General features: G+C 45.6%; 14 protein-coding genes and 1 pseudogene. 9 read left to right on the plus strand and 6 right to left on the minus strand.

The features are described from left to right. A partial coding sequence (locus tag QUA44_RS23575) for a hypothetical protein (RefSeq protein WP_333309964.1) occupies window positions 1–183 on the plus strand: 183 nt, incomplete at its 5' end. 60 nt (window positions 184–243) lie between these two features. Here the strand turns inward: QUA44_RS23575 and QUA44_RS30785 are convergent. After that, window positions 244–393: pseudogene (locus QUA44_RS30785) on the minus strand (transposase-like zinc-binding domain-containing protein); the annotation flags it as partial. Window positions 394–741: 348 nt separating this feature from the next. Between QUA44_RS30785 and QUA44_RS23585 the strand changes: the two are divergent. Beyond that, window positions 742–918, plus strand: a complete 177-nt coding sequence (locus tag QUA44_RS23585) for a hypothetical protein (protein ID WP_333254873.1) — start codon at window positions 742–744, stop codon at window positions 916–918. Window positions 919–1,037: 119 nt separating this feature from the next. Here the strand turns inward: QUA44_RS23585 and QUA44_RS23590 are convergent, their stop codons facing one another. After that, a complete protein-coding gene (locus QUA44_RS23590; RefSeq protein ID WP_333254875.1) occupies window positions 1,038–1,301 on the minus strand; it encodes a DUF4926 domain-containing protein in 264 nt (87 codons plus the stop codon). Between the two features lie 163 nt (window positions 1,302–1,464). After that, window positions 1,465–2,376, minus strand: a complete 912-nt coding sequence (gene argB, locus QUA44_RS23595; protein ID WP_333254877.1) for an acetylglutamate kinase — start codon at window positions 2,374–2,376, stop codon at window positions 1,465–1,467. Between the two features lie 250 nt (window positions 2,377–2,626). On the opposite strand from argB, the gene QUA44_RS23600 reads away from it, so the two are divergent. Continuing rightward, a complete protein-coding gene (locus tag QUA44_RS23600; protein ID WP_333254879.1) occupies window positions 2,627–3,418 on the plus strand; it encodes an HAD family hydrolase in 792 nt (263 codons plus the stop codon). 115 nt (window positions 3,419–3,533) lie between these two features. Here the strand turns inward: QUA44_RS23600 and mreD are convergent, their stop codons facing one another. The 3 genes from mreD to QUA44_RS23615 all read right to left on the minus strand — a co-directional run bounded on the left by mreD (window position 3,534) and on the right by QUA44_RS23615 (window position 5,998). Then, window positions 3,534–4,100: a rod shape-determining protein MreD gene (mreD, locus tag QUA44_RS23605; RefSeq protein ID WP_333254881.1), complete on the minus strand. Its 567-nt coding sequence runs from the start codon at window positions 4,098–4,100 to the stop codon at window positions 3,534–3,536. After that, window positions 4,097–4,903, minus strand: coding sequence for a rod shape-determining protein MreC (gene mreC / locus QUA44_RS23610; RefSeq protein WP_333254883.1), 807 nt, complete (start codon window positions 4,901–4,903; stop codon window positions 4,097–4,099). The genes mreD and mreC overlap by 4 nt, the downstream gene beginning before the upstream one ends. Before the next feature lie 87 nt (window positions 4,904–4,990). Continuing rightward, on the minus strand, window positions 4,991–5,998 hold the full coding sequence (locus QUA44_RS23615) for a rod shape-determining protein (protein WP_006632285.1): 1,008 nt from the start codon (window positions 5,996–5,998) through the stop codon (window positions 4,991–4,993). 332 nt (window positions 5,999–6,330) lie between these two features. Between QUA44_RS23615 and QUA44_RS23620 the strand changes: the two genes are divergently transcribed. From QUA44_RS23620 to QUA44_RS23645, 6 genes are all read left to right on the plus strand, one after another. Further along, window positions 6,331–6,690, plus strand: a complete 360-nt coding sequence (locus QUA44_RS23620; protein ID WP_333246150.1) for a single-stranded DNA-binding protein — start codon at window positions 6,331–6,333, stop codon at window positions 6,688–6,690. A 47-nt stretch (window positions 6,691–6,737) separates the two neighbouring features. Continuing rightward, window positions 6,738–7,259 (plus strand): tetratricopeptide repeat protein, encoded by a 522-nt coding sequence (locus tag QUA44_RS23625; protein ID WP_333254885.1) that lies wholly within the window; start codon window positions 6,738–6,740, stop codon window positions 7,257–7,259. A gap of 289 nt (window positions 7,260–7,548) precedes the next feature. Continuing rightward, window positions 7,549–9,549 (plus strand): adenylate/guanylate cyclase domain-containing protein, encoded by a 2,001-nt coding sequence (locus QUA44_RS23630; protein ID WP_333254887.1) that lies wholly within the window; start codon window positions 7,549–7,551, stop codon window positions 9,547–9,549. A gap of 338 nt (window positions 9,550–9,887) precedes the next feature. Then, on the plus strand, window positions 9,888–11,195 hold the full coding sequence (locus QUA44_RS23635; RefSeq protein ID WP_333254889.1) for a metallopeptidase TldD-related protein: 1,308 nt from the start codon (window positions 9,888–9,890) through the stop codon (window positions 11,193–11,195). Between the two features lie 225 nt (window positions 11,196–11,420). Then, window positions 11,421–12,245 (plus strand): DUF3153 domain-containing protein, encoded by an 825-nt coding sequence (locus tag QUA44_RS23640; RefSeq protein WP_333254891.1) that lies wholly within the window; start codon window positions 11,421–11,423, stop codon window positions 12,243–12,245. A 200-nt stretch (window positions 12,246–12,445) separates the two neighbouring features. After that, a complete protein-coding gene (locus QUA44_RS23645) occupies window positions 12,446–12,835 on the plus strand; it encodes a LapA family protein (RefSeq protein WP_333254893.1) in 390 nt (129 codons plus the stop codon). Window positions 12,836–12,867: the final 32 nt, after the last annotated feature.

A 12,867-nucleotide genomic window follows, 5' to 3' on the forward strand; every position in this document is an offset into this window, starting at 1 on the left:
AATGCAAGGAGCCAGCTCTCAGAAACGCCCATGACTCGGGCAATACCAGCGAGGGAAATCCGCTCCAGCAGAAGTAATACCATTTTTTTAAAGTTATGCAAGACTTATGTAAAAACTCAAAGACGTAATTATCAATGTCTGGCGGTATTTTATCTCTATCACATCTTTAAAAAAATGGTATAACTCAATTTTTGCCAAAGTGTCGGTGTCTTTGGCTGTCCACTGAGGATTTTCGACAAATTGCCGACCACAGTCGCGACATTTGTGGTTTTGTTTGCCCCGACGAGTCATCCCATTTTTCATTACATCGTCAGAACCACAAGTGGGACAAATCAGATAGGGTTTCATGATGAGACTCCTCAAAAGACTGGACATAGAGGTATTATCCTCCATCCTTTACATAAAAGCACTACCTAATTTTGTTGTCACTAGCATACTTGAAGAGTATAATCCAAGGGATTGAAATTAAGTCAAAGCAAGTTCAAGAATATCTAAGTAGAAAAACAGAAAATCACAGAAAATATGCACGTCATAGCACTTTTTATATGGGACTTTGGGGTGAATCATGGGTCGATTCGATGTTTAGTAATTGGCTGGTTGTTGTTGAATTAATGTCTTTGTATCCACATAAACTACCTAATTATCAACAAGGCATAAGAGCTATGAGGCTTATTCTATCAGCGTTATAGGTGACTTGTCGCCCCGACAGCATCACTTGATAAAATAGCCACAAATCGAGATATGTCTGTAGAAGCATTGCTTAAGTTTTATATAGGGCAAGGTTTACGGGAAGACTTAGCTAAAGTCTTTTCAGAACGCTTGCTGGACAAAACTGCTCAAGTTCTCGCTAGACACCTTGAGTCAGCAGAAGAAATTTCAACTATTATTCGAGAAATTCAAGCTGAAACTGCACGTTAAATGATCGCGCGATTTAAGTACCAAACTAAAGTGCGATCGCCCTTTCCTTCCCAAAGTGCGTGAAGCGCAGCTATCCCGTAGGGAATCGCCTTTATCTAACTTCTGTGCTCCTCACATAACTAAGCAAATGCAAGTTCATATTGCAGAACTAAAATTTCATCAGCTTTCAACATAGCCATAGCATATTCAATCCCTTGACTATCAGCAAATTCCACTAAATACTGAGATTCCTTTCCCGTATCATACACTTCAACAATAGTTCCCACAAGTCCAACTGGCAAACTAGAAATAGATGCGTATTCTGGTTCCACTAGCGCTAATCGCGTATTGGAAATCGGCTTGAGAATCGCAACAGAATCCAAAACTCTAAAGTGTTTGATCATAGTTTAAGAAAAGCTGAAATTCAACAACGGTTAGAATTAGTTGAAGTCATTTGCCAGAAGTACCTTCTTAAGCTTTATAGGGGCAGGTTGAGTTAGGATATACGCGATCGCAGCGAGTTTACCCATTTCACGCACCTGCCCTCCCCACGCTAGGATTTACCCCTTACTTATTCCTTAACTTCCCCGCGCTAAACTCAGAAGCCACAATCATCGAGCCAATCCCCGCATCCGTGAATATTTCTTGCAGCAAAGCATGAGGAATTCGCCCGTCAATAATGTGAGCGCCCTTCACACCCTGAGCCAAACTCCGCACACAACAATTAACCTTCGGAATCATCCCCCCAGACACAACTCCCGACTCAACCAACTGTCTCGCTTCTTGAATATCCAACTTAGCAATCAGAGTATCCGGCTTGTGATAATCCTCCAAAATTCCCGCAGTATCAGTCATCAAAATCAATTTTTCTGCTCCCAAACCAGCCGCGATTTCTCCAGCCACCGTGTCAGCATTAATGTTGTAAGATTGACCGTTTTCATCGGCTGCCACGCTCGAAACCACCGGAATATAACCGCTGTTAACCAAAGACTCCAAAATCTGGATTTTCACGCCACTGACTTCACCAACAAATCCAATTCCTTCCCTGCCATCTGGACGAGCTTGAATCAGATTGGCATCCTTGCCGCACAATCCCACTGCTTTGCCACCAGCTTGGTTGATTAAGGAAACAATTTCCTTATTTACCTTTCCTACCAAAACCATTTCTACGACTTCCATTGTCGCCGCATCAGTCACCCGCAAACCATCCTTAAATTGTGGATCAATGCCCAATTTTTCCAGCCAAATATTAATTTCCGGGCCGCCGCCGTGAACCACAACCGGACGCATCCCCACGCAAGCTAGCAGCACAATATCCCGAACAACTTTGTCTTTGAGAGTGCTATCTTTCATCGCAGCACCGCCATATTTGACCACAATCGTGCGGCCGGCAAAGTGTTGAATGTAAGGCAGTGCTTCGGAAAGCACCTCTACTCGATTAGTGTCTGGATTCCTAACAAAATCGCTTTGTTTGAGCATGGGTAAATTACAAAAGACTAAAAACTTAATTCTAAACTTTAATGGCTAAAGCACATATTAACAGCCACAAAAATCACTTTTTCCCTGAATTTTATCGACGCGCCGGCTTGATCGATCGCCTTTATTGAGCCCCATCCTCAAAAAATTAATAGGTTTTTTTAATAAACTCATTAAAATTTATGTATTATAACTTATACATTTTTTGCTACAGTCAAGAAATGTATAGTTCCCTTGATTTACTTAACGTTTTATGTTAACTGCTGTCGCCCAAGACTCCGAAAACCTTCAGTACAAGCTACCATCAGAGGCTGACTCGTCTCCCTGGATGACGGTATTTTGCGATTTAGACGGGCCCATAGTCGATGTGTCCGATCGCTACTATGCCACCTATCAACAGGGATTAGCCGATACTCAAGCAGCTTATCTTGCTAGGGGAATCAACCTCAACCTTCAAATCCTCAGCAAACAGCAGTTTTGGCAAATGAAACAAAACCGAGTACCCGATGCTGAAATAGCCAAAAGTTCCGGCTTGTGGGGAGAAGAAATTCACGTTTTTCTCGGATGCGTCAGTCAGATTGTCAATCAGCCAGACTTATTGCACTTAGATCGCATCCAGCCGGGAGTGCAATGGGCGATCGCACTTCTGCACTCCCGCGGCGTGCGGCTGATTTTAGTCACCCTGCGGCCGAGAAATCAAGCCGTTCAACTGTTGCAAAATTACGGTTTAGCCCGACTGTTTACCAGCATTCGCGGCACTCAGATGCCCGATGCTGCCTATCACAACTATACAGCCTTAAAAACTGAATTGTTGGCTGAAGTTGCAGAAGAATTTGAGTCATCTCTCGGTTCGGCTTGGATGATCGGAGATACCGAAGCAGATATCCTTGCGGGACAAGCATTGGGAATACCTACAATTGCCGTTACCTGCGGCATTCGCAGCCGCCATCAACTGCAAAAGCACCAGCCTAATTTCATTCTCAGCGACTTAATTATTGCCGTTCATCACTTATTAGGTTTGGGCCAACAAGTAATAGTAGAATGACTACAGTTAACTGTTGACTGTTGACTGTTGACTGTTGACTGTTAACTGTTAACGAATGACTGATGACTGATGACTGATGACTGATGACTGTTGACTGTTGACTGTTGACTAATGACTAAGGCTTTTCTACATTCCTGGTCATTTCCCACAAGCGATTGAGAGGAAAATAAATCACCGGAGCCCAAAGACTGCTAAGAATAGCAGAACACAAAGCCACTCGCTGGTGATAGCTCCAAATTTCCAGTAAAGCCCGATCGCCCATAGCAAAAAATTGCAGCCCCATCACCGTTTCCGCTACCACCGCCATCCCAAACACAATTAGCGCGATCGGAATCGGATCTCTCTCAACAATATCTGCCGGAATCGACCAGGTTTTCTGCAAAACAACTGTTAAGACTCCTACAACAACTAGACTCACAGCGTGGGTGGGATCAGGAGCCGTCAACGCATCTTGAAGAAACCCCAAAACCAAGCCCATGCTAGCAGCTCCCCAAACTGTACGTTTCCGCTTAATACTCCAAGCTACCAACCAAATTAACAGCCAGTTCGGCCCAATTCCCAGCAATTCCATTCCCGGCAGCCGAGTAGGCAATATCAGTATGCACAGCATCACAGAAACAAATGTAACGCCGAAGTTGAGAAATTGGCGCGATCGCGAAGACATCCGAGATAAAGCTTTCATTGTTGCTGTGCTCCCTCAGATGCTGCTGAAGATTGAGTCTGCGAATCCTTCGGTTCGGCTTGCTTAGAGTGCGGGTAAACCACCGCCCACTCCAGAGAATTCATCGGTGCAGAGAACTCAACCACAGCCTCTGGAGCCGGAGTTTTATTCATATCCACCGAAACCACTTTTCCCACAGGCAAACCAGGAGGAAACAACTGACTGTAAGAAGAAGTTGAAACCACATCCCCAGGCTTGACATTGGGAACATTCTCAAAAAACTCCATCACAGCCTGATTTCCGCCTTTCCCGCGCATAAAACCCATGTTGCGACTGCGAGTAATTCCCACACCCAATTGACTCGTAGCGTCGCTGACTAACAGCACCAAGCTAGTATTAGGAGTCACGCTGACAACCCGGCCTACCAAACCGCCCGGGCCCATGACAGTAAAATCTGTTTTGATGCCATCCTTACTGCCGCGCCCCAAGGTTACTTGCTGCCACCAGTGGTCGGCGCTGCGGCCAACAATAGGAGCTACAATCCCTTTAGGTTTCTTAGCAGAAACGTAACCTAAAAGCTCTTTTAGCTTCTGATTTTGATTTTCTACTTCTAATAGCTGCGCTTGCAATTCTTGAGTGCGCGCCGAGATGAGTTCCTCTTGCCCAGAGCCGTTGGCGTGAAACGGACGAGTCACCCAATTGTAAACTTCAAATACTGCAGCACCTTGTGTTTGTCGAACTCCCCAAGCCGCAGTTACAGCTAAACCTAGAAGAGCAATTTGCAGCCGCAGATCCCACCACTTTCGGAATGTATTTTTTAGCATAATTTCATTAATCTCAAATTGTTAAGTCAGGATTTTAGATTTGAGATTGCAGCCGTATTTCTAAATCCACAATCCCAAATTTGTTAACTACATATTGCGCGACGACTGCCCGCTGAAAACCCGTTCCAACTGTTTGTTTTCCAATACCCTACCAGTTCCCAAAACCACGCAGCACAGCGGATCGGCCGCTACGTGAGTGACAATTCCGGTTTCGTGACTGATCAGAGTATCTAAACCTTTCATCAGCGCCCCACCACCAGCCAGCATAATTCCCCTGTCAATAATATCTGCTGCTAATTCCGGGGGGGTGCGTTCCAAAGTACGCTTGACAGCTTCCACAATTACTGAAAGCGGTTCCGACATACTTTCGCGAATTTCTGGGCCTTTGATAGTAACAGTTCGCGGCAAACCAGACAGTAAGTGCAAGCCCCGCACTTCCATCATTACGTCGTCATCCTCTGGAGTTGGATATGCAGAACCTACCTGAATCTTAATTTCTTCAGCAGTGCGTTCGCCGATGACCAAATTGTGAACTTTTTTCATGTATTGGACGATCGCCTCATTGAGTTCGTCGCCGGCTACCCGCACAGACTCACTGATCACCGTACCTTGCAAACTCAAAACCGCAACTTCCGTCGTACCTCCGCCGATATCTATAATCATATTGCCAGTCGCCTCAGCAACAGGCAGTCCAGCCCCGATCGCCGCAGCGATGGGTTCATCAATTAACCGTACTTCTCTAGCACCGGCCTGAGTCGCCGCTTCAATGACAGCACGCCTCTCGACTCCGGTGACACCGCTGGGGATGCCAATAATGATCCGCGGCGAAACTAAGCTTCGGCCTTCGTGAACCCTGCGGATAAAAGTCTTGAGCATCAGTTCCGCCGTATCGAAGTCTGCAATTACCCCGTCGCGAAGCGGGCGCAGTGCTATGACGTTCCCTGGCGTGCGGCCGAGCATTTTTTTGGCTTCTTCTCCAACAGCCAGCGGTATTTTTAAATCTTGGTCGATCGCCACTACAGAAGGTTCCTGCAGAACAATACCTTTGCCCGATACATAAACGAGCGTGTTAGCAGTACCGAGGTCGATACCCATATCTCTAGATAACGAAAATCGATTGAGAAGACCCACTGATTCGTACCCCCCCCCAAAAACTAAAATACTATTGTGTGCAATAATGTTGTTACAAAAGTGTAACCGAGGTGGATTCTATTACGTTTTTCATCCTGAGTCTAGTCAGAAATGTACATTGTCGAGCTCAGGTTGAGCGCCCCCGAGCCAATCATCCACCATCAATATGTTCTGGTAACTGGGTGTACAATCAGGATGAAGCCTCACAAGCGCTGTTCCAAGTTCAGTTTGGAGGCTAGTGCGCGTATGGACTGTTTAACTACATCACCGATCGACCACATTCCCAAAAAAAGTTTATGAGTCTTAATGTTGTGACTTTAGTAGGCCGCGTCGGCGGCGACCCGGACGTTAAGTATTTTGAGTCGGGTACAGTTAAGTGCAGATTGACGCTGGCAGTCAACCGCACATCCAAGAGCAGCGATCAGCCAGACTGGTTCAATTTGGAACTGTGGGGCAAGGATGCACAAATAGCTGCTGACTATATTCGCAAGGGTCGGTTGATTGGTGTCAAGGGTTCGTTGAAGTTCGACCGCTGGCAAGATCGCAACACTGGGGCCAACCGATCATCCCCTGTCATTAAAGTAGACCGATTTGAGCTATTGGATTCAAAACGGGATGCAGAATCGAATAGATCGCAACACAACAGCGAATTCTAGCGTTTGGGGAATTCGGGAATTAATATTTGTGAATTGGGTGGGTGCTCGTGACTTCAGAAAAGTTAGAAATAGTTCAAACTGAGTACCAAGCTGGGCAAGTAGCTTTTGAGAGTGGCCGGTATGCTCAAGCTGTGCAGAGTTTAGAAACAGCTACCGGTTTAGTCGATCGCAATTCCCGGTTGGGCGGCGAGGTGCAGATGTGGCTAGTGACAGCCTACGAAGCCTCTGGCAATACAGAAAGGGCGATCGAGCTTTGCCGCAAACTCACCCGCCATCCCCGCCAAGAAACCCGCCAGCAAGCCAAGCGCTTGCTGTTCATACTCGAAGCCCCCAAACTCACCATCCCTCCCGAATGGATGGTGAAAATCCCCGATTTAGCAGCTTTGGATGAAAATCAATCAATCAGTTTTCAAGCCAATCCCAAGGCTGATATCAAGTACGCCAAACCCAAATTAGTTGCACCGGAACCTGTTGATTTGAGCCAGGTTAATACGAAAGATAATCAGTTTATTTGGGTGGCGTTAATTGCAACAATTATAATTGTTTGCTCTTTAGTATGGCTAAGTTAGGCTAACTTCTACTTAATGCAAACAACCCTAAGCCAGCCGCGCTTAGCGCATTTCAATACTTGACAATCGTTTACATAGTTCCTTTTTACAGGGCCTATCTACTTATACGGTGAAAAAATATTAATTTCCAACCCTTAGCAAGGGGTTGCTCTTACTGAGTGTAAAAAATTGTATCAAAATTCAGCATTTCTGATCGTCCATGACAAAATAGGCAGCAACAGTTCGATCTATCGCTCAGGGTTATTTTTTGTCCCGTAATGGCAACATTACTTGCCAAAGCTTCTTAAGGATGCCATTATCACCTGGACTTTTTAGAAAAATTCCCCTACAAATACTACTAATTGTTCCATTTGTTGTCCAAACAGTTGGAGCAGTGGCTGTTGTTGGTTATCTTTCCTATAGAAACGGTCAAAAAGCAGTAAATGATGTAGCTACTCAGTTGCGGAATGATACTAGCGATCGCATCAAGGAAAATCTAACTTATCTGGTTGCTATTCCCTTTCAATCCTTTGAAAACTATGATGCAGCCCTGCTCCAAAACCGCATCAATCTTAATAATGGGAGAGACGTAGAGAAGTTTCTATGGGGACAACTCCCTGCCTTTCCCCTTATTGCTGCCGCAGCTTTTGTTACCCCCAATCAGGAGTTTTTTGCTGGTGAGCGGCAGGATGATGGCGCGATCGTCATCCGTACTTCGGAGGTAGAAAATAACCACACTTTGACTACCTATACCGCCAGTCCAGAAGGGGAACGCCAGGAAATTATCAACGCCGGGAAACCTAACTTTGACCCCCGCAAACGCCCCTACTATAAAATTCCAGTCCAGCAAAAGCAAGCTGTTTGGGCAAAACTGTATCCTCACATTACAGGTAAATACCTATACATTGCCGCTGGCAAACCCATATATACCAAGACTGGAGAGCTGCAAGGAGTGTGGATGACAAGCTTAAATCTGGTAATGTTTGGGGATTTTTTAAGTAAACTCAAAATCGGTAAAACTGGGCAAAGTTTTATTCTGGAACGTTCTGGAGAAATGATGGCCACCTCTACAGGGGAAAAGCCCTTTCAATATTACCCAGAAAAGGTTGTCCAACTGCCAGAACAACGAATTGAACGACTCAAGGTTGTCAATAGTAGCAATGCCATCACCCAAAAAGCGAGTCAAGCTTTGCTAGAGCAGTTTCAGGATTTTCAAAATATCCAAGCATCTCATCAACTGAAATTTACCGTCGCTGCTAAAAATTATTTCGTCCAAGTCGCTCCTTTTCGAGATGGTAAAGGTATTGACTGGTTGGTGGTAGTGACTATTCCAGAAGCAGATTTTATGGATCAAATTAATGCCAATACTCAGACTACAATCCTGCTCTGTTTAGCAACTTTGATTTTGGCAATTTTGTTGGGTATTCTGACCGCTCGCCGGATTATCCGTCCTGTGGAGCGGATCACCACTGCTTCGGAAGCGATCGCTGGGGGCAATCTCAACCAACAAGTCGAGGTTAGTTCCATTGTTGAACTTGGCAAATTAGCCAACGTTTTTAACGGCATGACCCAACAACTGAAGGATTCTCTAGATGCCCTCCATTTGGCAAATGAAGAGTTGGAAGATAGAGTGGAGCAAAGAACTGGAGAACTGCGCCAAGAAAAAGAAAGGTCAGAACAATTACTTTTGAATATCTTACCTGCGGAAATTGCCGATCGCCTCATGCGAACTAATGAATCCCCTGCTGAACATTTTGAAGAAGCCACGATTTTGTTTGCGGATATCGTAGGTTTTACTGGGATCTCGGCTCGGATAGAGCCGATGCAATTGGTAGCAGGTTTGAACCAAATTTTCTCTGCCTTCGATCAACTCACTGAAAAGTATGGTTTAGAGAAAATTAAAACCATTGGGGATGCCTACATGGTAGTTGGTGGTTTACCCGTTTCTCGAACGGATCATGCCGAAGCGATCGCCAACATGGCGTTGGATATGCACGCCTATATGCAAGAGGTGGAGAATATTTTTGGGGAATCTCTACAAATTCGGATCGGGATTAATACCGGGCCTGTAATTGCGGGAGTAATTGGGATTAAGAAATTTATCTATGACCTCTGGGGTGATGCGGTGAATATCGCCTCAAGGATGGAATCCCACGGTAAACCGGGATACATTCAAGTCTCCGATGCGACTTATCTCAAATTACAGCATAAATACTTACTAGAGCCAAGGGGTACGATCCAGGTCAAGGGAAGAGGAGAAATGATGACCTATTGGCTTTTGGGTCGGGGGGGGATGAATATTAGCCACTAGCATTCGATAGGTGAATAACTGTTAACTTGTTCTTCCAGCCAGGGAAAAGTTTGGGCGCTATAAAATGCTTCGGAAGATGAATTCTATCAAGCGATGGATGGTTTTACGCGCGGGTGTCGAGAAACCGGTTTTTTTTGCGAATCAGTCGGCTACAGCGCGTCTTCTCAGTAAAAACCAGGTTTCTAAGTCTTTGCGAGTTCTGGCCGTACCCAAAATCAAAGAAACCGGGTTTTTCGCAGTTTTTCGGCGGTGTATCGATATTTTGGGAAAAAACCCGGTTTCTGGCCACACCCAAAATCGCTAAAATAAAACAAAGACCAACCAGAAAGGCGATTATTGTGAGCGATTCCACCATAGAACAGATATTGAAATTGGCAAGTCAGCGAGCCGATGCCGCTGAAGTATACTACCTGTCGAGTCAAGACACGCCGATCGAATTTGAAAACAATCGCCTCAAATCCCTGCAAACCAAAGCACTGCAAGGCGTAGCACTCCGGCTGATTCACAAAGGCAAAATCGGCTTTGCTAGTTCCACCGACTTAACGCGGATAGACGATTTAGTCGATGCAGCCATTCAAACTGCCGAAATCGGCGATCCCGCAGAATTTGAACTCGCCTCCAACTTCCACCTAAAAGGCCCGGAAACCACCTACACTCCGCCCACAACTGCCGAATTAGTCGAAAACGGCAAAAACCTCATTGAGCAAGTTCACGCCTACAATCCCGATATTATGGTAGATGTAGGCTTTCACGTCCGCAGCGGCCGCGTCAAAATTGCCACGACGCGAGATGTGTATGCCGAAAGAAGCAGCCAAATAGTCAGCGGGACGATCGCCGGAAATTTGGTCAAAGGAGAAGACTTTATGCAAGCATACAGTTACGATGTTGCGCGCGATCGACCCCTGGACACCAACAGCATCCTGCAATCACTCCTCGAAAAATACCGCCTCGCCGAACATCCAGCCAGCATCACCAGCGGTTCCTACCCAGTCTTATTTACCCCCAGAGCCGCCGCCAGCACATTAGGCAGCCTCTTTGATACAATCCTTTCAGGTCAAGCAGTAGTCCAAAAAGCATCTCCCCTAGCCGACAAAATCGGCGAAACCTTATTTGACGAACGCTTCACCTTTTTTGAAGACCCCACCTACGGCCCTTCTGCTTGTCCCTTCGACGACGAAGGTACACCCACCACCCGCAAAACCTTGATAGACAAAGGCACCGTCACCGGATTTTATTGGGATCGCAGATGGGCCGCTCGCGCCGGTGTACAATCAACCGGCAACGGTTTTCGCGGCGGATTGTCGCGCCCGGGCCCTGATTTGACTAACTTTTGCATTTCCCCAGGAAATACCAGCACCCAAGACTTGATTGCTAGCATGGACGAAGGCCTGATAATAGAGCAAGTTTTAGGTGCCGGCCAATCCAATCAGTTAGCTGGCGAATTTTCTGTCAACTTGGACTTAGGCTACAAAGTAGAAAAAGGCAAAATTGTCGGTCGCGTCAAGAATACAATGGTGGCAGGCAGCATTTTTGAAGCCTTTAAAAATTTGGCAGATTTAAGCAGCGAAGCCGAATGGGTAGGCGGTGCGGCATATTTGCCGAGTATGCTGTTTCAACAGTTGGGTGTAGCTTCGAGGCAATCTTAAATAGTTGACAATTGACAGTTGACAGTTGACAGTTGAATGAGTTCTTCAGTCCTCTTGAGATGACTTGAGCTTTGAGGCAGGGGTTTCAACCCTTGCCGGACTATTGGTTGTACCTTAAACAGTTGACAGTTGACAGTTGACAGTTGACAGTTGACAGTTGACAGTTGAATGAGTTCTTCAGGTTTTTAGAAGCGGTTTAAAGGTAAAAATAGGAAAAAAGGTAAAATGAAGCAGGAAATTGTCAAGGATGGAACTGGGAAGAGGGAAAAAAACTTTTTCTTTCTTTTACCTTTTGTCTTGTGTCTTTTAACTCTAGTGACTGGCTGTGTTCAGTACGATGTCGGAGTTAACTTTGAGAGTCAAACTCGCGGCGAAATCGTGCAGCACATTAAACTCGGGGAAAGGTTGACGAGTTTCAGCAGCGAAACAGTTGCAGATTGGTTGAAAAGCGTAGAACAACGGGTGAGATTGCTGGATGGGAAAACTAAACGGCTTTCTGATACAGAAGTTCTAGTCAGGATTCCTTTCAATAATGGCGCTGAGTTAGAAGACAAGTTTAACCAATTTTACAATCCGATCGCACAAACCGCAAAATCTCGGGTTGCAAGTCCGCTAGAAACCGATTTGCCGAAGTTTGAATCTCACCTTAGTGTCAAGCAGAATAATTTGTTATTGGTGCTGCGAAATCGGTTGAGTTTGGAATTGGATTTGCGCTCTCTTTCACTGCTTTCTTCTAACGGCAGTCTGCTGCTGAGTCCGGGGGGACTTTTGGAGCTTGACTTTAGCTTGAACACGCCTTGGGGTGCCGAAAGTATTGAAACTGTCGCCGGTGCGCTGGTTCCCGAAAGCTATCAGCAGGGAAAACAGTTAGTTTGGAAGCTCAAACCCGGAGAAGTTAACTATTTGGAGGCGATATTCTGGATTCCCAGCCCGGTAGGAATTGGGGCGCTGATTATTTCCTTGTTTGTAGCCGCAGGCATTGCTTTGAAATATAAAATATTGCCAGCACTCTTAATCGGCAAGAAACCGCAAAACATCGGTCAAACCTAAAGAGGATATGTCCTAGAGGGGCGGGTTAACCAATATCTTCAATCAACTCTCAGAACTCCAATAAACCCGCCCCTCCCCGGATATTATGGTTAATTCACCGGATTTGATCTTATCACAAGAACTGAGAATATCTTTCAAGAAACAGTTGACAAATGGTAAATAATTTGCTTAACCTGAATTGAGAATTAGGAACAGAGAAAATGCGAGCGCTAAATTTCTTCTTCATCTTTCTGATTTGCTTGGCTCTAGTATTTTTCAGCATCGAAAATACACAGCCAGTCGCGATTCAAGTTATCGAAGGCGTCCAAGTTAAAGCTCCACTATGCGTAGAACTAATTGTAGCGACCGGATTAGGGGCAACTCTAGCGTGGCTGTTCAGTCTGTGGTCGAGACTGCAGCGAACCCTCGCGTCGCGCCAACAACTCCGCCAAGTTCGCGAAAAAGAGCAGCGGATTCAGGAATTAGAACAAAATCTTGAACGCTATAAAGCCGAAGTAGAAGGCAAACAACCTTTGTTAGAAAGTGCAGAACCGATAAGTTTAGAAATAGCAGCCATTGAGGGCACAACTGCTGAAATGACCGCCAATTAACTTGATATGCTCTCTCGTTTTCCGAGAGGCAA

The organism is Microcoleus sp. N9_A2, assembly GCF_036701775.1.
Classification (GTDB): Bacteria; Cyanobacteriota; Cyanobacteriia; order Cyanobacteriales; family Microcoleaceae; genus Microcoleus.

Coding starts and splice junctions, on each gene's coding strand:
- mreC (WP_333254883.1), bottom strand. CDS start 4,903: ATGCTAAAAAATACATTCCGAAAGTGGTGGGATCTGCGGCTGCAAATT.
- QUA44_RS23585 (WP_333254873.1), top strand. CDS start 742: ATGTCTGTAGAAGCATTGCTTAAGTTTTATATAGGGCAAGGTTTACGG.
- mreD (WP_333254881.1), bottom strand. CDS start 4,100: ATGAAAGCTTTATCTCGGATGTCTTCGCGATCGCGCCAATTTCTCAAC.
- QUA44_RS23590 (WP_333254875.1), bottom strand. CDS start 1,301: ATGATCAAACACTTTAGAGTTTTGGATTCTGTTGCGATTCTCAAGCCG.
- QUA44_RS23600 (WP_333254879.1), top strand. CDS start 2,627: ATGTTAACTGCTGTCGCCCAAGACTCCGAAAACCTTCAGTACAAGCTA.
- QUA44_RS23630 (WP_333254887.1), top strand. CDS start 7,549: ATGCCATTATCACCTGGACTTTTTAGAAAAATTCCCCTACAAATACTA.
- QUA44_RS23615 (WP_006632285.1), bottom strand. CDS start 5,998: ATGGGTATCGACCTCGGTACTGCTAACACGCTCGTTTATGTATCGGGC.
- QUA44_RS23640 (WP_333254891.1), top strand. CDS start 11,421: ATGAAGCAGGAAATTGTCAAGGATGGAACTGGGAAGAGGGAAAAAAAC.
- QUA44_RS23620 (WP_333246150.1), top strand. CDS start 6,331: ATGAGTCTTAATGTTGTGACTTTAGTAGGCCGCGTCGGCGGCGACCCG.
- QUA44_RS23645 (WP_333254893.1), top strand. CDS start 12,446: ATGCGAGCGCTAAATTTCTTCTTCATCTTTCTGATTTGCTTGGCTCTA.
- argB (WP_333254877.1), bottom strand. CDS start 2,376: ATGCTCAAACAAAGCGATTTTGTTAGGAATCCAGACACTAATCGAGTA.